We start from the raw sequence: 22,974 nt of genomic DNA, 5'->3' as shown, positions 1-22,974 counted from the left end.
TAGCGGCGATACGCCTTACACCCAAATGCAGGACTACCTCCCCGGATCTCGGGGAATCTTTAAACAAGGGATGGGCTATGGTTCAGGTTCGTAAACTGGTATTAGCAATCGCTGCGGCATCAGCGCTGTCATCGGGTATGGCGCAGGCGCTGGGGCTCGGGGAATTGTCGGTCAAGTCGACCCTGAATCAGCCATTGGTAGCGGAAATCGAGTTGACCGAGGCTCAGGGACTCAACGCAACGCAAGTTGTGCCCAGCCTGGCCACCACGGCCGACTTCGCGCAGGCGGGCGTGACCCGTCAGGCATTTCTCAACGATCTCACCTTTACCCCGGTTATCAATGCCAGCGGTAAAAGTGTCCTGCGCATTACATCCAGCAAGCCGGTGCGCGAGCCTTATGTGAAGTTCCTGGTTCAGGTGCTCTGGCCCAATGGCCGGTTGCTGCGTGAATACAGCCTTCTGCTCGATCCGCCGAAATTCTCTCCCGAGGCAGCCGCTGCGGCTGCTGCCCCGGCACCCGCTGCAGCGCCCGCAGCGCCTGCGCAACTGGCAACGGTAGCCCCGTCGGCTGAAGCGCCGGCAGCCGAGGCACCGGCACCGTCTGCCAACCCAGCCGCAGTGCCGCCGCCAGCCGCGGACAAGCAGTCGCAGTACGTCACCGCCAATAACGACACCCTGTGGGAAATCGCTGCGAAGGTGCGCACTGGCGGGACTGTCCAGCAAACCATGCTGGCGATTCAGGCGTTGAATCCGGATGCGTTCATTGGTGGCAACATCAACCGCCTGAAGAAAGGGCAGGTGCTGCGCCTTCCAACGCCGCAACAGACCACCGCGCTGCCGCAATCACAGGCAGTGGCAGAAGTTTCCCGGCAATACAGCGCCTGGCGTGAAGGTCGCCGTCTGCCGGCCGGTACACGTCAGGTCGATGCTACCCGTCGTGACCGTGCGGGCGCGGCGCCCTCCAAAGTCGATACCTCCGATAACCTCAGTCTGGTGTCGGCAAGTGGCAAGCCTGCGGCTAAAGGTGCGGCGGGCGACAGCGATGTCGGCAACAAGCTGGCCGTGGCTCAGGAAGCCCTGGACACTACGCGTCGCGACAATGCCGAGCTGAAAAGCCGCATGAACGACCTGCAAAGCCAGCTCGACAAGTTGCAGCGTCTGGTCGAGCTGAAAAACGGTCAACTGGCCAAGATGCAGGCCGCTGGCGCAGCTGTGCCTCCTCCTGCCGCCACCCCGGAAGCGGCGACGCCTGCCAACGCGGCGGTGCCTGCCTCGCTGGTCGACGCCAACGGTGCCCCGGTCAAACCGGCCGGCGAGATCGCGCCTGAAGATGCGCTGCCTGCCGGAGCTGCCGAAGTTGCAACGCCGGTGCCAGAGCAGCCGCTGGCGGTAGAGCCGGTTGCTGCAGCAGACGAAGACGAGGACGCGCTGCAGAAAATCATCAACAACCCTGTGTTGCTTGGTCTGATCGGCGGTGCGGTATTGCTGATTCTGGCCTTGCTGCTGTTGTTCCTGGCGCGTCGTCGCGCGGCGAAGGCCGAGGCCGAGAAGCACAAGCGCATGGCGCGTGCGCTGGCCGAGGAGTCGGATTTCGTCTCGGACATGGACATGAATGCACCGCCTGCCAGCTTCGACGGGCTTGATGTGCCGCCGCCCAACGTGCGCATGGGCGGCGCAGCAGCAGCTGCTGCCGGTCGTGAACGTCCTGCCGATCCGCTGGTTCAGGCCGAGATCCATATCGCTTACGGCCGTATGAATCAGGCGATTGAATTGCTGGAAGAAGCCGTCAACGAAGACCCTAAACGCGACGATATCCGTCTGAAACTGATGGAAATCTACGCCGAGCAGGGCAATAACAAAGCCTATGCCGCCCACGAACGTAAACTGGTGGCAGCGGGAAAGCTTGAAGCTGAGGTCGAGCAGCGGGAAGAACTTAACTCGACCCTGAAGCCGGTGGCACCTGTTGCTGCGCCGCTGGCTTCTGAAACCTCCACTGCATCGGCTGCCCCAGCGGTAGCTGCAGCCGCCGCGGCGGCTACAACAGCCGCACTGGTTGCAGAGCTCGATGCCAAATATCTTGAAGAGCTGCTGGCCGATGATTCGGCAGAGCAGGAGGCCGAGCCAGAGCCTAAGCCTGAGCCCGAAATTGTTGCTACACCTGAACCTGAGCCGGAAGTAACCGCGCCGCTGGCCGCAGAGCCTGTTGAAGAGGCAGACCCGTTCGATAACGATTTTGACTTGAGCCTGGACGAGTTCGAAGAACCGTCTGTGCCTGAAGTCTCTACTGTGAACGATCTCGATGACCTGATGCTCGACGAACCCAAGGTTTCGGCGGTAGCGGATGACGAAGAGCTGAGCTTCGAGTCGGTCATGCAGCAGCAGGAAGAGGCCCGTGCAGCGACAACGCCGCAGGACCTCGCCGACTTCGATCTGGACTTGTCCGAGGAAGACCCGGCCCTCAAGAGCGAAGATGACTTCCTGCTTGGGCTTGGCGAGGATCCGCTGGATTTGGGTGAAACCTCGGCTGTACCGCCGGTCAGTGATGATCTGGAGCTTCCAGAGGATTTCGACCTGTCGCTGGCGGACGAGATTGAAACCGATCAGGCAAGTCAGGCGTTCGCGACTGAAATCGATGACGTCAATGCCGAGCTTGAGCGTCTTTCGCAAAATCTCGAGCATCCGCCGCTCGATGAGCCGAGATTCACCGCGGAGGACGCGGCAGCGCTGGATGACGAGCCGGACTTCGACTTCATGTCCGGTACTGACGAGGCGGCGACCAAGCTTGATCTGGCGCGTGCCTACATCGACATGGGCGATGCGGACGGCGCTCGGGATATTCTTGATGAGGTCGTCACCGAGGGCGATGACGGTCAGAAAAGCGAAGCGCGGGAGATGCTTTCGCGGCTGGCTTGATTCAACCCCGGCAACCTGCACACGGCCGCTTATGCGGCCGTTTGCATTTCAGATGTCCGGCTTGAGTAGCGCGTTTTTTTTGCGGCCGTATAATGGCCGACTTTTCGCGAACCGACAGGCTGTACCACTTTGGCGAATATAGATAACCCGGCCGCCGAGATGGCGGCCGAGGGCTTTTCCCGAATCGCGCTGGGCGTTGAATACAAGGGCTCGCGCTATTGCGGCTGGCAACGTCAGGCGTCCGGCGTGCTGACCGTGCAGGAGACCCTTGAAGACGCGTTGTCAAAAGTGGCCGCGTCACCGGTTTCACTGATGTGTGCCGGTCGCACGGACGCGGGGGTGCATGCCTGCGGTCAGGTGGTGCATTTCGACACCCAGGCCGAGCGCACCCTGAAGGCCTGGGTCATGGGCGCCAATATCAATCTGCCCCATGATGTCAGCGTCACTTGGGCCAGAGTCATGCCGGCCACCTTCCATGCACGCTTCAAAGCCATTGCCCGGCGTTATCGTTATGTGATCTACAACGATCAGATCCGCCCGGCGCACCTGAACCAGGAAATTACCTGGAACCACCGCCCGCTGGATGTCGAGCGCATGGCACAGGCTGCCGAATATCTGGTGGGTACTCACGATTTCAGCGCGTTTCGCGCCGGTCAGTGTCAAGCCAAGTCGCCGGTCAAGCAGTTGCACCATCTGCGCGTGACCCGTCACGGCAAGATGATCGTGATCGATGTGCGCGCCAATGCCTTTCTTCATCATATGGTGCGCAATATCGCCGGTGTGCTGATGACCATCGGTACCGGGGAGCGTCCTGTGGAGTGGGCGCGCGAGGTGCTGGAAAGCCGGATTCGGCGCACCGGCGGTGTCACGGCCCATCCTTATGGGCTTTACCTGGTCGGCGTCGAGTACCGTGATGAATTCCCGTTGCCAGAGCGTTATATCGGTCCTCATTTTCTTACGGGCTTTGCGGAATTGGACGGCTGACGATCCTGGCAGCATTTGCTAACATCCGGGACTTTCCGAAAAACCGGAGGTTACTCACGACATGTCAGCCGTTCGCAGCAAGATCTGCGGGATTACCCGCATAGAAGATGCACTGGCTGCCGCCGAGGCAGGTGCCGACGCTATTGGCCTGGTGTTCTACCCGAAAAGCCCGCGCGCGGTGACGGTATTGCAGGCGCGTGCCATTATTGCCGCGCTGCCGCCGTTCATCACCACGGTGGGCCTGTTCGTCAACGCCAGTCGCTGCGAGCTCAACGAGACGCTGGATGCGGTCGCGCTGGACATGCTGCAGTTTCATGGCGATGAAACACCCGAGGAATGCGACGGGTATCATCGTCCTTACATCAAGGCGCTGAGGGTCAAGGCCGGTGATGACATTGCCGGGGTCTGCCGGACCTATCGCAATGCACGCGGCGTGCTGCTCGATACCTACGTCGAAGGTGTGCCGGGCGGTACCGGAGAAACCTTCGATTGGGCCTTGATTCCGGACGACCTGGACAAGCCGGTCATTCTGGCGGGCGGGCTGACGTCGGCCAACGTGGCGCAGGCCATCGCTCAGGTCCGGCCCTATGCCGTGGATGTCAGCGGCGGCGTTGAAAAGAGCAAGGGTATCAAGGATCGGGAGAAGATCCTGGCGTTCATGAGTGCGGTGCACGGCACCTGATGTGACGGCTATTGATCGGCCGCCGTCCATAAGCCTGTCCGCGCCAAGAGGCACGCGGGTCGAATCAAGTAAGCGGTGGGGCCACTGTGCAACGCCGTCGTTGTGAAAAATCGGGGTGAGGGGTGTGCAGGTCCGGCCGTGAGTCGATCGCTATCCTTTCATCGTCGTCCATATACGAATTTATCTGAGGGCATGCGACTGGTGTTTGATTTGTCAGTCGTTCGAGCCACACCGGTACTGGAGATATAAAGCATGAGCAACTGGTTGGTAGACAAACTGATCCCATCGATCATGCGTTCCGAGGTCAAGAAGAGCTCGGTTCCCGAAGGCCTCTGGCACAAATGCCCGTCCTGTGAGGCGGTGCTGTATCGCCCTGAGCTGGAAAAGACCCTGGACGTCTGCCCCAAGTGCAACCATCACATGCGTATCGGTGCACGTGCACGCCTGAACATTTTTCTGGACGTCGAAGGGCGCGAAGAACTGGGTGCCGACCTTGAGCCGGTCGACCGTCTGAAATTCCGCGACGGCAAGAAGTACAAGGATCGTCTGACCGCTGCGCAGAAGCAGACCGGTGAGAAGGACGCGCTGATTTCCATGAGCGGCACCTTGCTGGGCATGCCGGTGGTGGCTTCGGCATTCGAATTCTCGTTCATGGGTGGTTCGATGGGGGCCATTGTCGGCGAGCGTTTCGTACGTGCCGCCAACTACGCGCTGGAAAATCGCTGCCCGTTCGTCTGCTTCGCCGCTTCCGGCGGTGCGCGCATGCAGGAAGCGCTGATCTCACTGATGCAGATGGCCAAGACCTCGGCTGTTCTGGCGCGCCTTCGCGAAGAAGGACTGCCGTTCATTTCGGTGCTGACCGACCCGGTCTACGGTGGCGTTTCCGCCAGCCTGGCGATGCTGGGCGACGTCATCGTCGCCGAGCCAAAAGCACTGATCGGTTTCGCTGGTCCGCGGGTCATCGAGCAAACCGTTCGTGAGAAGCTGCCTGAAGGCTTCCAGCGCAGCGAATTCCTGCTGGATCACGGCGCTATCGACATGATCGTCTCGCGCAGCGAACTTCGTCCGCGCCTGGGTAACCTGCTGGCACAGATGATGAACCTGCCAACCCCTCGCTTTGTCGCACCCGTTATCGAGCCAATCGTCGTCCCGCCGGCACCTGCGACGATATGACCCCTACGTCCCTGAGCGACTGGCTCGCCTACCTGGAGCAACTGCATCCGTCGGCCATCGACATGGGCCTGGACCGGTCTCGACAGGTGGCGCTGCAAATGGGGCTTACACGCCCGGCGCGCCAGGTGATCACGGTGACGGGCACCAACGGCAAGGGCTCGACCTGCGCCTTTGTTGCCGCCTTGTTGCAGGCTCAGGGCTTGAAGGTCGGTGTCTACAGCTCCCCGCATCTGCTTCGCTATAACGAGCGGGTGAAAGTGCAGGGCGTCGAGGCAACCGATCTGGAACTGTGCGATGCCTTCGCTGCGGTCGAAGCGGCACGCGGCGACGTCACCCTGACTTATTTCGAAATGGGCACGCTGGCGGCGTTCTGGCTGTTCGAGCAGGCCAGGCTTGATGCGGTGGTGCTGGAAGTCGGTCTGGGCGGTCGTCTGGACGCAGTCAATCTCGTGGATGCGGACCTGGCGCTGGTCACCAGTATCGGGGTCGATCATGCCGAGTACCTGGGCGATACCCGTGAGTCGGTCGCTTTCGAGAAAGCCGGGATCTTTCGCGCCGGTTGTACTGCGCTGTGCGGTGACCCGGCGCCCCCTGAGCCGCTGCTGGCCAAAGCTCGCGAGCTGGGCTGTCCGTTGTTGTTGCGTGGCCGGGATTTCGATCTTTCCATAGGTGACGACAGCTGGGACTGGCGCGGTATCGCTCACGGCGAACAGATCGAGCTGCGCGGTCTGCCGCTGCTCGACCTGCCCATGCAGAATGCAGCGCTGGCGCTTCAGGCCTTCGCCCTGCTGGGGTATATATTGCAACCGGATGCGACAGGCAAGGTGCTTGCCGAGACCCGGCTCGCCGGTCGTCTCGATCGCAGGTTCGTCAAGTGGCACGGCAAGTCGCTCAATCTGCTTCTGGATGTAGGCCATAACCCCCACGCCGCCCGGTTTCTGGGGCAACGCCTGGCGCGGCAGCCACTTGGCGGCAAGCGTCTTGCAGTGTTTGGTCTGCTCAGTGACAAGGATCTCGACGGTGTGGTCGCGCACCTGGCGCCGGTCATTGAAGAGTGGGCCGTTGCGCCGCTTCCGACCTCGCGCAGCCGGCCGGCAGAAGAGTTGCAGGCGGCCTTGCAGAACCTTGGGGCCCGCGTGACGTCCTATCAGAGTATCGCGTTGGCGCTGGAAGCTCAGTGCGCGCATGCCACGCCCGATGACGAGATTCTGCTGTTCGGTTCATTTTACTGTGTTGCCGAGGCCCTTGAATGGTTGGCCCGGTACACCGATGAGGACGCTGCAAATGGCTTTGCTGGATAACGTATTCAAGCAGCGAATGGTTGGAGCACTGGTGCTGATCGCCGTGGCGGTCATTTTCCTGCCCATGCTTTTCACGCGTGAAGATGAAACACGTCAGGTGCAGGTCGAGGCCCCAGCCGCGCCTCAGGCGCCTGCAACTGCGCAGGTGCGGGTCGATCCGGTACCTGTTCCGGAGCCTCAGGTTCTGCCTCAGGAGCCTGTGCCAGGTGATGATGATATGAGCAGCAACCAGCCGCCTGCCATGCCGATAGCGCCTGCGCCGACCGCTCAGACCGCACCTGCCGCTCCGGCCTCCAAACCTGCTGCCAAGCCGGCACCTGCTCCGGCGCCAGCGACAGCTGCTGCACCAGCAGCGACACCGGCGCCTGCCAAACCTGCGGCACCTGCTGGCGTCGACGCCAACGGCCTGTCGATCAGTTGGTCGGTGCAATTGGCGAGCATGTCCAATCGTGCCAATGCCGACAATCTGCAAAAGACGCTGCGCACCCAGGGCTACAACGCCTACATTCGCACCGCTGATGGCGTGAACCGGGTGTTTGTCGGCCCGCTCATCGAGCGCGCCGAGGCCGATCGCCTGCGCGATCAGCTCGACAAACAGCAAAAGCTCAAGGGTATTGTGGTGCGCTTTCAGCCCGAGCGCGGCTGACCGTTCGGCACCTGGTGCCCCTGGCACAAAGGAAAATGCCTCGCGCCGGTAATCGCTGCTTACCGGCAGGCGGGCGCTCTGCTAAAATGCGCCGCCTTATCCGTCTGCAGGCTGCAACGTGCCATTTACTCCGGTTGACTGGGCAATTCTCGGAATTGTCGCCATCTCCGCCCTGATCAGTCTGAAGCGCGGCTTCGTAAAAGAAGCACTGTCGTTGACGACGTGGATCATTGCAGGTGTTGTGGCCTGGATGTTTGGCGCAGGGCTGTCGCAGTATCTGGTCAACTACATAGAAACACCTTCGGCCCGCGTGATCGCGAGCTGTACCATTCTTTTTGTCGCCACCCTGCTGGTAGGCGCCATGGTCAATTTTCTGATAGGCGAGCTGATTCGCGTCACCGGGCTTTCCGGGACCGATCGTTTTCTCGGCATGGTCTTCGGCGCAGCGCGCGGAGGCCTGCTTGTCGTTGTGGCGGTAGGGCTGTTGAGCCTGGGGCCGGTGCAACAGGATCAATGGTGGCAGCAGTCCAGGCTGGTGCCGCAATTTCTCATGGTCGCTGACTGGTCGAAAAACCTGATTCTCGGGATGTCCAGCAAGTGGCTCGCCAGCGGCATCAGCGTACCCGCTGACATGCCGTTCAAGGAGCAGATCCTGCCGTCTACAATGCCGCAGGATGTGCTCGGTAAATCCAGTTCCACTAAGTAGGGGTTGTGTCGCATGTGTGGCATCGTCGGTATCGTCGGCAAGTCGAACGTCAATCAGGCGCTGTATGACGCGCTTACCGTCCTCCAGCACCGCGGCCAGGACGCTGCCGGTATCGTAACCAGCCACGATGGCCGGTTATTCCTGCGCAAGGACAACGGATTGGTGCGCGATGTGTTTCATCAACGTCATATGCAGCGTCTGGTCGGGCATATGGGCATCGGTCATGTGCGTTACCCCACCGCGGGCAGCTCGACGTCGGCCGAGGCTCAGCCGTTCTACGTCAACTCGCCTTACGGCATCACGCTGGCGCACAACGGCAACCTCACCAACGTCGAGCAGTTGGCCAAGGAAATTTACGAATCCGACCTGCGCCATGTGAACACCAATTCCGATTCGGAAGTGCTGCTCAACGTGTTCGCCCATGAGCTGGCCGTGCGTGGCAAGTTGCAGCCGACCGAAGAGGATATCTTCGCGGCAGTGACCGACGTGCACAATCGCTGCCGTGGTGGTTACGCGGTCGTGGCCATGATCACTGGCTACGGTATCGTCGGCTTCCGTGACCCGGACGCCATTCGTCCTATCGTGTTCGGCCAGCGTCACACCGACGAAGGCGTCGAGTACATGATCGCCTCGGAAAGCGTATCGCTGGACGTGCTGGGCTTTACCCTGATTCGCGACCTGGCGCCGGGCGAAGCGGTCTACATCACTGAAGACGGCAAGCTGCATACCCGTCAGTGCGCGGCCAACCCCAAATACGCACCATGCATCTTCGAACACGTCTATCTGGCGCGCCCGGACTCGATCATCGACGGCATCTCGGTCTACAAGGCGCGCCTGCGCATGGGTGAGAAGCTGGCCGACAAGATCCTGCGCGAGCGCCCTGATCACGATATCGACGTGGTCATCCCGATTCCGGACACCAGCCGTACTGCGGCGCTGGAGCTGGCCAACCATCTGGGCGTCAAGTTCCGCGAAGGCTTCGTCAAGAACCGTTACATCGGCCGGACCTTCATCATGCCGGGCCAGGCTGCGCGCAAGAAATCCGTACGCCAGAAGCTCAACGCCATCGAGCTGGAGTTCCGCGGCAAGAACGTGATGCTGGTGGATGACTCCATCGTACGTGGCACGACCTGCAAGCAGATCATCCAGATGGCCCGCGAAGCCGGTGCCAAGAATGTCTACTTCTGTTCTGCAGCCCCGGCTGTGCGCTACCCCAACGTCTACGGCATCGACATGCCGAGTGCTCACGAACTGATTGCCCACAACCGCACCACTCAGGACGTGGCCGACCTCATCGGTGCCGACTGGCTGGTCTATCAGGATCTGAATGACCTGATCGAAGCGGTCAGCGGCAGCAAGAAAATCAAGATCGACAACTTCGATTGCTCGGTTTTCGACGGCAAGTACGTGACCGGCGACATCGACGAGCATTATTTGAACCGGATCGAGAGCGCGCGTAATGACGCCTCCAAGATCAAGACTCAGGCAGTGAGCGCGATCATCGATCTGTACAACAACTAATTGGGCAAGGAGTGGGCGGCATGACTCAGGAATGGGATGCAGGTCGGCTGGACAGCGACCTTGAAGGCGTAGGTTTCGATACCCTAGCCGTACGTGCCGGGCATCACCGCACACCGGAAGGAGAGCATGGCGAACCCATGTTCTTTACCTCCAGTTACGTATTTCGCACAGCCGCCGACGCGGCTGCGCGTTTCTCCGGTGAAGTGCCGGGCAACGTCTACTCGCGTTACACCAACCCGACGGTGCGTTCGTTCGAAGAGCGCATTGCCGCACTGGAAGGTGCCGAGCAGGCCGTCGCTACGGCGACCGGCATGGCGGCAACCCTGGCAGTGGTGATGAGCCTGTGCAGCGCCGGTGATCATGTGCTGGTGTCGCGCAGCGTTTTCGGCTCGACCATCAGCCTGTTCGACAAGTACTTCAAGCGCTTTGGTGTCGAGGTGGATTACGTTCCTCTCGCCGATCTGAGCGGCTGGGACGCGGCTATCAAGCCCAACACCAAAATGCTCTTCGTCGAATCGCCGTCCAATCCCCTGGCTGAGCTGGTCGACATCGCGGCGCTGGCCGAGATCGCCCACGCCAAGGGCGCGATGCTGATCGTCGACAACTGTTTCTGTACGCCGGCCTTGCAGCAGCCGCTGTTGCTGGGCGCTGACATCGTTGTGCATTCGGCCACCAAGTTCATCGACGGCCAGGGCCGTTGCATGGGCGGCGTGGTTGCCGGGCGCAGCGAGCAGATGAAAGAAGTGGTCGGCTTCCTGCGTACTGCCGGGCCGACACTCAGCCCGTTCAACGCGTGGATCTTCCTCAAGGGCCTCGAAACCCTGAGCCTGCGGATGCGCGCTCACTGTGCCAATGCTCAGGCACTGGCCGAGTGGCTCGAGCAGCAGGACGGCATCGAAAAAGTCCATTACGCCGGACTGAAAAGTCACCCGCAGCACGAGTTGGCCCAGCGTCAGCAAAAGGGTTTTGGCGCTGTAGTGAGCTTCGAGGTCAAGGGTGGCAAGGACGGCGCATGGCGCTTCATCGATGCCACGCGACTGATTTCGATCACTGCCAACCTGGGCGACAGCAAAACCACGATTACTCACCCGAGCACCACCTCTCACGGTCGCCTGGCACCTCAGGAGCGTGAAGCCGCAGGTATTCGCGACAGCCTGATTCGGGTTGCGGTTGGGCTGGAAGACGTGGCTGATCTGCAGGCTGACCTGGCCCGTGGTCTGGCGGCGTTGTGAGTAGCGATGCCAGCAATCCGGCCAGTGGCAAGCCGGGCGAGGAGTGGGCGTTGAAATTTGCCAGCGTCCACAATGGTCGTGTCGCCCTGGTGACCGGTGCCGCTCGGGGTATCGGGCTCGGCATCGCAGCGTGGCTGATTGCCGAAGGCTGGCAAGTGGTATTGACCGATCTGGACCGTGCGCGTGGCTCGAAAGTGGCCAGTGCGCTGGGTGAAAATGCCCTGTTCATTGCCATGGACGTTGCCAGTGAAGAACAAGTCGCAGCGGGCGTCGCCGAGGTGCTTCGGCAGTTCGGTCGTCTTGATGCGCTGGTGTGCAACGCCGCGGTCGCCGATCCGCACAACACTACGCTGGAAAGCCTTGAGCTGTCGCACTGGAACCGTGTGCTGGCAGTCAACCTCGGCGGTCCGATGCTGCTGGCCAAGCATTGCGCGCCTTATCTGCGTGCGCATTGCGGCAGCATCGTCAACCTAACCTCCACACGCGCCCGTCAGTCTGAGGCCGACACCGAGGCTTATGCAGCCAGCAAAGGCGGCCTGATGGCGCTGACGCACGCGCTGGCGATCAGCCTGGGGCCGGAGATTCGTGTCAACGCTGTCAGCCCTGGCTGGATCGACGCTCGCGACCCCTCGTTGCGCAGAGCCGAGCCGTTGTCCGAGACCGATCATGCCCAGCACCCGGCGGGCAGGGTAGGGACGGTGGAGGACGTTGCGGCGATGGTTGCCTGGCTGTTGTCCAGAAACGCCGGTTTCGTCACCGGGCAGGAGTTCGTGGTCGACGGTGGCATGACACGCAAGATGGTGTACGCCGAGTAGTTTGTGCGGGCGAGCTTCAATTGAGCTATTGCTTGTGCTTTTGGTGTGTGGTGAGGGTTTTGTGATTGAGGCGGTTTTTAAAAAAACTTCAATCAGGCTATTGACTTAGGTTCGTTAGGTGCGTAAATTTCGCGGCCTCAACGAAGCAAAGGGTGATTAGCTCAGCTGGGAGAGCAGCTGCCTTACAAGCAGCGGGTCGGCGGTTCGATCCCGTCATCACCCACCATCGTTGAGTTTGAAAGCTGAAGTACGAGGGCTTTCAAAAGTGATTTTACAAAGCTTATACGGACGCAAGTCCACAATGCGCAGCGGTAGTTCAGTCGGTTAGAATACCGGCCTGTCACGCCGGGGGTCGCGGGTTCGAGTCCCGTCCGCTGCGCCATATTTGTACAGATCGGGTTCTCCGGGTCTGCGATTGAAAAGCCCAAGGGTCTTTCAGTCACGTGTACAGGAAGCAAACTACCGAAAGTTTGTTTCAAACAGGTTTACAGCGATACGCAGCGGTAGTTCAGTCGGTTAGAATACCGGCCTGTCACGCCGGGGGTCGCGGGTTCGAGTCCCGTCCGCTGCGCCATACACGGCTTCAAGGCCCTTGAACTCCTTGAAGCAAACAAGAAAGCGGCCCTAGGGTCGCTTTTTTGTTGTCTGCGTTTTGTGTGCCTGCGAGTAGATTGGGTTCGCTTGAGCAAGGGCTGTATCCAAATCCTTTTGAACTGTACGTTGATCCAGCGTCGGCCTTGTTGCAGACTTACCGCCATTTCCCAGTTCGCAGTCTTGCTGGCAGTCTTTTCCTTCCTCAGGATTTTCGATGTTTAAGCTACTGAATGTTCGTACCACCTTCTGGATCTCTGCCGTGCTGATGGCAGCCGGGTGTTCATCGCCCAAGCAGGCGGTGTATGACCATGAACACTTCGACGACGCCGGGACCTTCTCCCGAAGCTACCCTGCGACCGACATGGCCTACTGCGAGGCAGGGCGACGTGCCTTGCTGAGTCAGGGCTATATCATCACCAGCAGCGACCCGAAGATGATTGCCGGTCGCAAGAGCTTCCAGCAGACCGGCGATACGCATATCGAAATCAGCTTCAATCTGGTGTGTGCCGCCGATGCTAAAGATGGCAATTCCACCATGTTTGCCAACGCCCTGCAGGACCGTTACGCGCTGAAGAAGACCAACAACTCGGCCAGCCTCGGCGTAGGCGTGCTGGGCTCCGTGTCGATGCCGATAGGCTCGACTGACGACTCGATGGTCAAGGTCGCCAGCGAGACTGTCTCGTCAGCGAAGTTCTACGAGCGCTTTTTCGGTCTGGTGGAAAACTTCCTGCCGCCCGAAGTGAAAAAGGCTGCGCATATTGTCGAGAAGCCCAAGGCCGACCTCGGTGTGCCTGACACGGCTCCCGCAGCCCCGGCTGCTCCCGCCAAGGCTGCCGAGCCTGCGAAGCTGGCGCCTGCGTCGTCAGAAAACGCGCCTAAGGCCGAGCATGCTGCCGAACCGGTCACGCCTGCTGCAAGCGAACCTGTGCCTGCGCCGTCCGAACCTGCTTCATTCAAGGCAGAAACGGTCGAAACACCGGCCGCAGAACCTGCAGAAAGCACCGCTCCCACGCCAGTCGAGCCCGCCCCGGCGCAGTAAGGAGTGGCGCGGAGCGTCGGTAACTGCGTTCCCGCGCTGGAGCGTGAGGAACGATAGTCGTCAGTCAGATCACCATCGTGCCCATGCTCCGCGTGGGCATGCCGGTCTGGACGCTCTGCGTCCTCTTGCGACGCAGAGCGTGAGGAACGAGAGATATCCACGGCCTCAGCCCAGAAACAACCGGTACGCCGGGTTCTCGCTTTCGTCCCAATACCGGTAACCGATCTCATCCAGCGCAGCGCCGACCAGATGCCGCTCATCCTCCGGCACCACCAGCCCGGCAACCACCCTGCCATCGGCTGCTCCGTGGTTGCGGTAGTGGAACATCGAGATGGTCCAGCGACCGCCCAGGCGGTTGAGGAAGTTGAACAGCGCGCCCGGTCGTTCCGGGAACTCGAAGCGCAGCACCACTTCATCATTGACCCGCTCGGCATGCCCGCCAACCATGTGGCGAATGTGCAGTTTGGCCAGTTCGTTGTCGGTCAGGTCCAGCACCGGGAAGCCTTGCCCGGTCAGGCTGGCGATCAGGGCACTGCGTGGGTCATTCTCCGGATGAGTCTGCACGCCGACGAAGATGTGCGCCTCGCGGTCGGTGTGGTAGCGGTAGTTGAACTCGGTGATCTGCCGCTTGCCGATGGCCTCGCAGAATGCCTTGAAGCTGCCCGGTTGCTCGGGGATGGTCACGGCAATGATCGCCTCGCGACCTTCGCCCAGCTCTGCACGTTCGGCCACGTGGCGCAAACGGTCGAAGTTGACGTTGGCCCCTGAATCAATCGCCACCAGCGTCTGGCCGCTGACACCGCGCTGCTCGACATACTTCTTGATCCCGGCCACGCCCAGCGCGCCGGACGGCTCGGTGATCGAACGGGTGTCGTCGTAGATGTCCTTGATCGCCGCGCAGATTTCGTCGGTGCTGACGGTGATCACTTCATCGACATAATGCCGGCACACTTCGAAGGTGTGATGGCCGATCTGCGCGACCGCCACGCCATCGGCAAACAGCCCGACCTGGCTCAGCACCACGCGCTCCCCGGCGGCCATCGCCGCCTGCAGGCAGTTGGAGTCGTCCGGCTCGACGCCAATGATCTTGATCTCCGGGCGCAGGTATTTCACATAGGCCGCGATACCGGCAATCAGACCGCCGCCCCCGACCGGGACGAAGATCGCATCCAGCTGGCCCGGTTGCTGACGAAGAATCTCCATCGCCACGGTGCCTTGCCCGGCGATGGTGTCGGGGTCGTCATACGGATGGATGTAGACGAAGCCCTGTTCGTCGACCAGTTTCAGCGAGTAGGCCAGCGCTTCCGGGAAGGAATCGCCGTGCAGCACCACTGTTGCTCCTCGGGAGCGCACACCCTCGACCTTGATCTCCGGCGTGGTGCGCGGCATGACGATGGTCGCCTTGATCCCCAGCTCACGCGCCGCCAGCGCCAGGCCCTGGGCATGATTGCCCGCCGAGGCCGTCACCACGCCCCGTGCGGTCTGCTCTGCGGGCAATTGCGCGAGCTTGTTGTACGCGCCACGAATCTTGAACGAAAACACCGGCTGCAGATCTTCGCGCTTGAGCAGCACCTGATTGCCCAGCCGTTCGGACAGCTGGCGAGCGCCTTGCAGCGGCGTTTCGATGGCAACGTCGTAAACGCGCGAGGTGAGGATTTTGCGCGCGTAATAGTTGAGCAGAGCGTGCGGGTCCTGACTCATCGCATCGCCTCTTCATACGTCGTGCCTGGGTACTCGGCGAACGCGCGCGGCAGATCGATAATCAGGTCCAGAGCGGCGAGAAGGGCGATAGAGCGAGGGATGGCGATCATGTCTGACTCCTGATTCGGCAATTGTTGCCCGGGAGACAGAAGAAACCCGCCTCCAGGGCGGGTTTTTTGCAAACGTCGGCTAACCCGCCATGACTGGAATGACGGTAATAATAATCTGGCCGAGGTTGTGCTTGATGAGGTTCATGAGCAGGAGGTTAGGTCGACACTGGCATGCAAGTCAATAGCGCCCGTCCGCTACAGAGGTGAGAGGGCTGCTGAATCGGCCACGGACTTTTTCGTCTGTTTGACAGGAATCAACATTTTTATTTCACATTGGCACTTTAATGTTGATCTTGCGGTCAGTTATTTCAGCTTTGATTATCACCCCACTCACTCAGCCAAGAGGGCGAAGAAATGGACGAATACCAGGAAGAACTACTTGAATACCGTGCATCGGAACTGGACCCGGTAGAGCCTGCCGACGATGCTACCGAGCTGTGAACGGCTTCAAGCGCTTTGACGCTGGCTGCGGCGAAACTCTCCCGGAGTCTGCCCGTTCCAGCGTTTGAAGGCGCGTTGAAAGGCTTCGGCAGAAGCGAACCCCAGCAGGTAGGCGATCTCCCCGAACGCCAGTTCAGTGTCGCGAATATAAGTCATCGCCAGGTCGCGCCGCGTGTCATTGAGCACTGCGCGAAAGCAGGTGCCTTCTTCGGCCAGCTTGCGACGCAGCGTCCAGGTCGGCAGTTTGAGCCTTGCCGCCACTTCCTCCAGATCCGGTTCACTTCCGCCGTTCAATAGCGGCCCCAGCAATTGAATGATGCGTTCACGCAGGCTGCGGGTGCGGGTCTGTTGCTCCAGTTCACCTTCGCATAACTGCAACAGGTGCCGCCAGGTACTTGGGCAATGGTCCGGGTTGCGCAATGCCAGGCTGGTCTGGTCCAGACGCAGTTGATTGGTCGACGCGCCAAACACCACCGGGTTATCACTCAATACGGCGTATTGCGCGGCATAGTCAGGCGCCTCGAATTCGATCTCGACGCGCTGTGCGCGCAGTTCTGTTCCTGCCAGCGTCGAAAGCTGAGCCAGCCAGCCAGCTAAAATCGAGTCCACCACAAACCTGTTGTAAGCGTTATAGGGGCTGATTGAATAGAAGCGCATCCAGGCACCGTCCGCGTCCTCGTGGAAGCTCGACTGACCGCGATAATTGGAGCCATACAAGGGTTCGAAGCGGATCAGGGTACGTGCCGCCTCGCGCACGTTGGGTGCCTGGGCCGCGGTGATACCGGCCAGACCTGCCTGCGCGAAACGACTGAGCTGGCCCATGCGCAACCCCAGCCCTGGCTGGCCGGTCAGCTGGATGGCAGCATGCCCCAAGCGCATGTAGCGCGGGATCGACAGCCGCGCTCTCGCCTGGCTCAGGCGAATCGGGTCAAGACCGTACTGCTCCAGCAGCGCTTCAGGGTTCCTGTCGAAGCTGTTGACTGCATCGGTCAGGCTCTGGATGAAACCCACCGACAGATCACCGAGGCGCAGCGTCAGGGTCGGCATCGTCAAAGCCAGAGGTTGATCAGGCGCGCACCGCCAGCGGCAGCATTTTCCTGCTGCGGCTCTGCGATCGTTTGTCCTGCGTGGCTGGCAAAACTTTGTCCGGCCACACCCTGATTCCAGAACTGCCCGCGCATGAACACACTGATCCCTGCCTGCGCAGTGCTTTGCGGAGCACGTCCGGTCAACGTCAGGTGATGCCAGGCTTCGCCCTCGCTAGGCGTGTCAGTCGGCACGTCGATGTCTGAATGCCGGGGCTTGCGCCACGCTTCGGACCAGGCGGCCTTGCCGATCACAAAGGCCGGCACCGCGATCAGTTGCGCACCTTTCTGGTTCAGGCGTGCGTAATTCTCCGGGTACCAACTGTCGCTGCCAATCAGCACACCCAGACGCCCGGCCGGGGTGTCGATCACATTCAACGGCGCCTCGCTTGCCGTGCGCACATAACGCTTCTGATAGCGCTCGGGGTACAACTGACGTTGCGGCTGACCCAGTGGCAGGCCATCGCTGCCAAATGTCAGACTGCTGTTATACAGGGCGCCGCTACCGACTTTCAGCTGACCGCCTTCAACACTGGGATCGGGCAGCACAATTGAACCGGCCACCAGTGTGACGCCGAACTCTCTGGCCAGACCGCCAAACAGTGTCTGATAGTCCCGCGCCATTGATCGGGCCTTGATCCGCAGGTGGGCGTCATCCAGACGGTCCCGGCCTTCGGCCCCCAGCACCGCTTTGATGAATTGCAGCGGATTGCTCCACGACAGCCACTCCATGGCTTCATCCAGCGTGCCAGCCTGATAGAGCTGATCCTTCTCGCCACTGGCGAACAGCCAGGTGCCGATATGCTCCGGCAGTACCACCACCGTGCGTGGGTTGATCAGCCCCTTGTCACGGGCCTGTTGCAGATAAGCGGCGAGCTTGCGGTGCAGTCGCTCGATGTTCTGGTAATCAGTCGGAAACAGTTCGGGCTCGATCCCCAGCAGGTTGCCGCGTTCACCGGGCTGGCCTTCATTGATGGCCAGACGAATGCGCAGATCGGACAGGTAGTGACCCGCCGGACGTTGATCGGTCCAGATTGCGTAGCTGACGAGGCTGGCAACGCTGAGCAGAACCAGGCAGATGGCGAAGAGTTTGCGCATAAAAAGGATCGAATGACGGCCATCGGGAAGTTGTCGACTAGGGTAGGGCGGCGTCGGGCGCTTGCCAAGTGCCACTGCGCGTTTGGATCAATAACTTGTCACTTTCGGTCATTGAGTGTGTGGCGGGATGCGTCTTTACTGGTGACCAATGAACCAGAGGACCCGCAGAGGTCCTTGCTATTGCGTGATTGACTCGATGGAGCTTTGCCATGACTGCTGCTCATTATCCGCACCTGCTGGCCCCGCTGGACCTGGGCTTCACGACCTTGCGCAACCGCACCCTGATGGGCTCGATGCACACCGGTCTTGAAGAGCGGCCGGGCGGTTTCGAGCGCATGGCGACCTACTTTGCCGAGCGCGCCCGCGGTGGTGTCGGGCTGATGGTCACCGGCGGCATCGCGCCCAATGAAGAGGGCGGTGTGTATGACGGCGCGGCAAAGCTCACCAACGTCGAAGAAGCGGATCGCCATCGCCTCGTGACGCGCGCGGTTCACGAGGCTGGTGGCAAGATTTGCCTGCAGATCCTCCACGCCGGTCGCTACGCCTACAGCCGCAAGCAGGTCGCGCCGAGCGCCATTCAGGCGCCGATCAACCCGTTCATGCCGCGAGAGCTGGACGAAGAAGGCATCGAAAAGCAGATCGCTGACTTCGTGAACTGTTCGGCACTGGCCCGCAGCGCCGGTTATGACGGTGTCGAAATCATGGGCTCGGAAGGCTACTTCATCAATCAGTTCCTGGCCGCGCATACCAACCACCGGACCGACCGTTGGGGCGGCAGCTATGAAAACCGCATGCGTCTGGCGGTCGAGATCGTCAGGCGCGTGCGTGAGGCAGTCGGTGCGCAGTTCATCATCATCTTTCGCCTGTCGATGCTCGACCTTGTGGAAGGCGGCAGCAGTTGGGAAGAAATCGTCGAGCTGGCCAAGGCGGTCGAACAGGCCGGTGCGACGCTGATCAACACCGGCATCGGCTGGCATGAAGCGCGCATTCCGACCATCGCCACCAAGGTGCCGCGCGCCGCGTTCAGCAAGGTCACTGCCAAACTGCGAGGCTCGGTGAGCATCCCGCTGATTACCACCAACCGGATCAACACCCCGGAAGTCGCCGAGCGCATTCTCAGCGAAGGTGATGCAGACATGGTCTCGATGGCTCGTCCGTTTCTGGCCGATCCCGAGTTCGTCAACAAGGCTGCTGCGGGCCATGCCGAACGCATCAACACCTGCATCGGCTGCAATCAGGCCTGCCTCGACCACACCTTCGGCGGCAAGCTGACCAGCTGTCTGGTCAATCCGCGTGCCTGCCACGAAACCGAGCTCAATTACCTGCCCACCCTGCAGGTCAGGAAAATTGCCGTAGTGGGTGCCGGTCCTGCTGGTCTGGCCGCGGCAACCGTTGCCGCACAGCGCGGGCATGAGGTGACGCTGTTCGATTCGGCCAGCGAAATCGGCGGCCAGTTCAATATCGCCAAGCGCGTGCCGGGCAAGGAGGAGTTCGCCGAAACCCTGCGTTACTTCCGCAACAAAGTGCAGGAGACGGGTGTTCAGTTACGTCTTGGCAATCGGGTAAAGGCCGCAGATTTGCTGGGCGCAGGCTTTGACGAGGTGATTCTGGCGACCGGCATCGCGCCGCGCACACCGGCCATCCCCGGCATCGATAACCCCATGGTGTTGAGCTATCTGGACGTCATATTGCAGCGCAAGCCGGTCGGGCGCCGCGTGGCAGTAATAGGCGCGGGTGGCATCGGTTTCGATGTGTCTGAATTTCTTGTGCATCAGGGCGTGGCCACCAGTCTGGATCGTGAGGCTTTCTGGAAAGAGTGGGGCATCGACACGACCTTGCAGGCTCGCGGCGGTGTCGCCGGGGTCAAGCCCGAAGTCCACGCGCCGGCACGCCAGGTGTTTCTGTTGCAGCGCAAGAGTTCCAAGGTCGGCGACGGCCTGGGCAAGACCACCGGCTGGATTCACCGCACGGGGCTCAAGAACAAACAGGTGCAAATGCTCAATGCTGTGCAGTACCTGAAAATCGACGACGCAGGGCTGCATATTCGCATTGGCGAAGATGGCGAGGAAAAGCTGCTGGCGGTGGATAACGTGGTGATCTGTGCCGGGCAGGACCCGTTACGCGAACTGTATGACGATCTGCTCAATGCCGGGCAAAGCGTGCACCTGATCGGCGGCGCGGATGTTGCCGCAGAGCTGGACGCCAAACGGGCCATCGACCAAGGCTCACGTCTGGCCGCCACCCTGTGACAGACAACGCCTGATCAAGGGTTTCGCAACGCAGCCTGCTGACCGGCGAAGACCCGGAAACGGCTTGGCTGTAAACTGCGGCGCATGATGCTCGACGCCCTTGGCTGGCAACCCACTGCTCCCCTGGAACGCTTGAACCTGCCCTGGCTGCAAAAAGCCGGGGTCGAGGTTGCGATTCTGCGCCTGGACCTCATCGACGCCCTGATCAGCGGCAACAAATGGTTCAAACTCAGCGAGCACCTGAGCCTGGCTGTCGACGCGGGTGCGGAGGGATTGATCAGCCTCGGTGGTGCGCACTCCAATCATCTGCATGCTCTTGCCGCAGCAGGCAAGCGCTTCGGTTTCCCGACGGTCGGCCTGTTGCGCGGTCATGCGCAGCAGACGCCGACGGTGCTCGATCTGCAGGCTTTCGGCATGCAACTGCACTGGCTGGGTTACGCCGGTTATCGTGAGCGGCATGCTGCGGGCTTCTGGTCGCCCTGGCAGGCCCGCTATCCCGGTCTTTATCCGATTGCCGAAGGCGGTGGCGGGCTTGCCGGTGCGTTGGGGTGCGGTCGGCTGCGGGTAATGCTCGACGCGCAGCTCGCGCATCTGGGCTGGGACGATTACCACGGATGGTGGTTGGCTGCAGGCACCGGCACCACGCTGGCCGGCTTGCTGTTGGCAGAGGCGGGCGCCCGTCCGGTGTACGGAGCGATGGCTGTGCCCGAGGATCACGGGGTCGCGCCAAACATTATCGCGGTGCTGAATGAGGCGTCTGGCGCTCAGGCCGATGGCAATCCGTGCCTGCCCCCTGGTTGTGTTCTGCTCGATGCCAGCCGCGGCGGTTTCGCCAGAACCGACGCGGCGCTGCTCGATTTCATTGCCGACAGCGAGGCTCAGAGCGGTGTACCTCTAGAGCCGCTGTACACCGGCAAGGCGTTGCTGGCCCTGCATGATCAGGTGCTGGCCGGTCGTTTCGCGCCCGGCACGCGCCTGGTCTTCGTTCACACCGGAGGCCTCCAGGGACGACGCGCCATGTGCCTGTAAGCCACGTGGCAGAGCCTTTGGCATGAATCCTGCGCAGTTCGATGACAAGACGTCGGCCCTGACTACGTGGATGACACTTCTGGAGAGGGGCATCCGGGTCGCTGTCTCGATAATCGATCCATTCCAGATCAAGACGCCGAGGCCCGCCATGACAACTACTACCGTAGAGCAAGTCGATCCTGCCACGCTGAAAAAAGTCATCGTTGCTGCGGCCATCGGCAACTTCGTCGAGTGGTTCGATTTTGCCGTGTATGGCTTTCTGGCGACGACGATCGCATTGCAGTTTTTCCCCACCGGCGACAGCAGTGCAGCGTTGTTGAAAACCTTTGCCGTGTTCGCCGTGGCCTTCGCATTCAGACCGCTGGGCGGGATTTTCTTCGGCATGCTGGGTGACCGGATCGGGCGCAAGAAAACCCTGGCGATGACCATCCTGCTGATGGCCGGTGCAACCACACTGATCGGCCTGTTACCGACCTATGCCGCGATCGGTGTGATGGCGCCGGTGCTGCTGACCATCATTCGCTGTGCGCAGGGTTTCTCCGCCGGCGGGGAGTATGCCGGTGCCTGCGCCTACCTCATGGAACACGCACCACGCACGCAACGTGCCTGGTATGGCAGCTTCGTTCCGGTTTCGACGTTCTCCGCGTTCGCTGCCGCGGCAGTGGTGGCCTATGCGCTGGAGTCGTTTTTGTCGACTGAGGCCATGGGTAACTGGGGCTGGCGTCTGCCGTTTCTGATTGCTGCACCGCTTGGGCTGGTCGGGCTGTACCTGCGCTGGAAGCTCGATGAGACCCCGGCGTTTCAGGCGGTGGCTCAAGAGCACGCTGTTGCTCACTCGCCACTCAAGGACACCTTGCGCCATCATGCCGCCGCGATGTGCTGTCTGGGTGCATTCGTGTCATTAACGGCGTTGTCGTTCTACATGTTCACCACCTATTTCGCGACCTACCTGCAAGTGGCCGGTGGACTGAGCAGGGCAACGGCGCTGCTGGTCTCGTTGATCGCTCTGGCCTTCGCCGCCGCCCTCTGCCCACTGGCCGGTGCCTATTCGGACCGGGTAGGGCGCCGCGCCACCATGGCAACGGCCTGCATCCTGTTAATGGTCGTGGTGTTTCCGTCATTCCTGATGGCCAGCTCCGGCTCGTTCATCGCCTCGATCATCGGCGTCATGCTGCTTGCCGTGGGCGCAGTGCTATGCGGCGTGGTAACGGCTGCACTGCTGTCCGAAACCTTCCCCACCCGTACCCGCTACACCGCCTCGGCGATCACCTACAACATGGCCTACACCCTGTTCGGCGGCACCGCGCCGTTGATGGCAACCTGGCTGATCAGCATGACCGGCAGCAACCTGTCGCCCGCGTTCTACCTCATCGCCGTGGCAGCACTGGCAATGGCCGGCGGCATGGCCCTGCCGGAAACCTCGAAAATCTCGCTGCATGATGTACCTGTTGCAGGCGAGGAGCCGGTGGTGGGGTCAATTGCCTGAAGACTAGGGCCACAACATCGCTCACATCGCAGAACGCTGTGTGACGCGGAGCGTCACGAACTGCATTACCACGCGGAACGCTCATCTTTATACTTAGGTGCTGAAGAGCCGGGAAGACGGCGCTTTCAGGCTCCTGCCCGCAGAGCATGGGAGCAGACCGGGCGACGCTT

The 22,974-nt window shown here is 61.1% G+C and carries 17 protein-coding genes and 3 tRNA genes; 17 read left to right on the top strand and 3 right to left on the bottom strand.

The genetic code is table 11. From position 1 onward, the window contains the following. The first annotated feature begins 77 nt into the window (after positions 1–77). From JOE29_RS16385 to JOE29_RS16320, 14 genes are all read left to right on the top strand, one after another. Positions 78–2,912: a FimV/HubP family polar landmark protein gene (locus JOE29_RS16385; RefSeq protein WP_103692868.1), complete on the top strand. Its 2,835-nt coding sequence runs from the start codon at positions 78–80 to the stop codon at positions 2,910–2,912. Between the two features lie 159 nt (positions 2,913–3,071). Then, positions 3,072–3,896, top strand: coding sequence for a tRNA pseudouridine(38-40) synthase TruA (gene truA, locus JOE29_RS16380; RefSeq protein ID WP_003390841.1), 825 nt, complete (start codon positions 3,072–3,074; stop codon positions 3,894–3,896). A 61-nt stretch (positions 3,897–3,957) separates the two neighbouring features. Next, entirely contained in the window at positions 3,958–4,578 is a 621-nt protein-coding gene (locus JOE29_RS16375; RefSeq protein ID WP_003390839.1) for a phosphoribosylanthranilate isomerase, read from the top strand. A 252-nt stretch (positions 4,579–4,830) separates the two neighbouring features. After that, on the top strand, positions 4,831–5,751 hold the full coding sequence (accD, locus tag JOE29_RS16370) for an acetyl-CoA carboxylase, carboxyltransferase subunit beta (protein ID WP_003318491.1): 921 nt from the start codon (positions 4,831–4,833) through the stop codon (positions 5,749–5,751). Further along, positions 5,748–7,052 (top strand): bifunctional tetrahydrofolate synthase/dihydrofolate synthase, encoded by a 1,305-nt coding sequence (gene folC / locus JOE29_RS16365; RefSeq protein ID WP_210079705.1) that lies wholly within the window; start codon positions 5,748–5,750, stop codon positions 7,050–7,052. Before accD ends, folC begins: the two co-directional genes overlap by 4 nt. After that, complete coding sequence (locus JOE29_RS16360) at positions 7,036–7,698, top strand: SPOR domain-containing protein (RefSeq protein ID WP_044311718.1); 663 nt, start codon at positions 7,036–7,038, stop codon at positions 7,696–7,698. Before folC ends, JOE29_RS16360 begins: the two co-directional genes overlap by 17 nt. A 118-nt stretch (positions 7,699–7,816) precedes the next feature. Continuing rightward, positions 7,817–8,404, top strand: coding sequence for a CvpA family protein (locus tag JOE29_RS16355; protein ID WP_003318487.1), 588 nt, complete (start codon positions 7,817–7,819; stop codon positions 8,402–8,404). Between the two features lie 12 nt (positions 8,405–8,416). After that, positions 8,417–9,925: an amidophosphoribosyltransferase gene (purF, locus tag JOE29_RS16350; protein WP_003347797.1), complete on the top strand. Its 1,509-nt coding sequence runs from the start codon at positions 8,417–8,419 to the stop codon at positions 9,923–9,925. Positions 9,926–9,945: 20 nt separating this feature from the next. Then, the gene (locus JOE29_RS16345; RefSeq protein WP_003347794.1) at positions 9,946–11,157 is read left to right on the top strand and encodes an O-succinylhomoserine sulfhydrylase; all 1,212 of its coding nucleotides are present in this window, start codon (positions 9,946–9,948) and stop codon (positions 11,155–11,157) included. 50 nt (positions 11,158–11,207) lie between these two features. Continuing rightward, a complete protein-coding gene (locus tag JOE29_RS16340; RefSeq protein ID WP_161420634.1) occupies positions 11,208–11,972 on the top strand; it encodes an SDR family oxidoreductase in 765 nt (254 codons plus the stop codon). 150 nt (positions 11,973–12,122) lie between these two features. Continuing rightward, positions 12,123–12,198: transfer RNA gene (locus tag JOE29_RS16335), tRNA-Val, on the top strand. 79 nt (positions 12,199–12,277) lie between these two features. Then, positions 12,278–12,354, top strand: a tRNA-Asp gene (locus JOE29_RS16330). A 115-nt stretch (positions 12,355–12,469) separates the two neighbouring features. Further along, positions 12,470–12,546, top strand: a tRNA-Asp gene (locus tag JOE29_RS16325). 234 nt (positions 12,547–12,780) lie between these two features. Continuing rightward, the gene (locus JOE29_RS16320) at positions 12,781–13,605 is read left to right on the top strand and encodes a DUF2242 domain-containing protein (RefSeq protein WP_210079704.1); all 825 of its coding nucleotides are present in this window, start codon (positions 12,781–12,783) and stop codon (positions 13,603–13,605) included. Between the two features lie 165 nt (positions 13,606–13,770). Here the strand turns inward: JOE29_RS16320 and ilvA are convergent, their stop codons facing one another. From ilvA to JOE29_RS16305, 3 genes are all read right to left on the bottom strand, one after another. Further along, complete coding sequence (gene ilvA, locus JOE29_RS16315; protein ID WP_058877219.1) at positions 13,771–15,285, bottom strand: threonine ammonia-lyase, biosynthetic; 1,515 nt, start codon at positions 15,283–15,285, stop codon at positions 13,771–13,773. 578 nt (positions 15,286–15,863) lie between these two features. After that, on the bottom strand, positions 15,864–16,904 hold the full coding sequence (locus tag JOE29_RS16310) for an AraC family transcriptional regulator (protein ID WP_210079703.1): 1,041 nt from the start codon (positions 16,902–16,904) through the stop codon (positions 15,864–15,866). A 2-nt stretch (positions 16,905–16,906) separates the two neighbouring features. Beyond that, positions 16,907–18,040 (bottom strand): carbon-nitrogen hydrolase family protein, encoded by a 1,134-nt coding sequence (locus JOE29_RS16305; RefSeq protein ID WP_074997036.1) that lies wholly within the window; start codon positions 18,038–18,040, stop codon positions 16,907–16,909. Positions 18,041–18,249: 209 nt separating this feature from the next. Here JOE29_RS16305 and JOE29_RS16300 point away from each other — a divergent pair, with 209 nt between their 5' ends. The 3 genes from JOE29_RS16300 to JOE29_RS16290 all read left to right on the top strand — a co-directional run bounded on the left by JOE29_RS16300 (position 18,250) and on the right by JOE29_RS16290 (position 22,804). After that, positions 18,250–20,289, top strand: a complete 2,040-nt coding sequence (locus tag JOE29_RS16300; RefSeq protein WP_024647946.1) for an NADPH-dependent 2,4-dienoyl-CoA reductase — start codon at positions 18,250–18,252, stop codon at positions 20,287–20,289. Between the two features lie 84 nt (positions 20,290–20,373). After that, a complete protein-coding gene (locus tag JOE29_RS16295; RefSeq protein WP_210079702.1) occupies positions 20,374–21,318 on the top strand; it encodes a pyridoxal-phosphate dependent enzyme in 945 nt (314 codons plus the stop codon). A gap of 148 nt (positions 21,319–21,466) precedes the next feature. Beyond that, positions 21,467–22,804, top strand: coding sequence for an MFS transporter (locus tag JOE29_RS16290; protein ID WP_024693849.1), 1,338 nt, complete (start codon positions 21,467–21,469; stop codon positions 22,802–22,804). The last annotated feature ends 170 nt before the right edge of the window (positions 22,805–22,974 follow it).

The sequence above is a fragment of the Pseudomonas sp. PvP009 genome, from assembly GCF_017832995.1.
GTDB classification, from domain to species: Bacteria; Pseudomonadota; Gammaproteobacteria; order Pseudomonadales; family Pseudomonadaceae; genus Aquipseudomonas; species Aquipseudomonas syringae.
The sequence above is the reverse complement of the archived record's forward strand: the minus strand, read 5'-3'. Positions and strand labels throughout refer to the sequence as shown.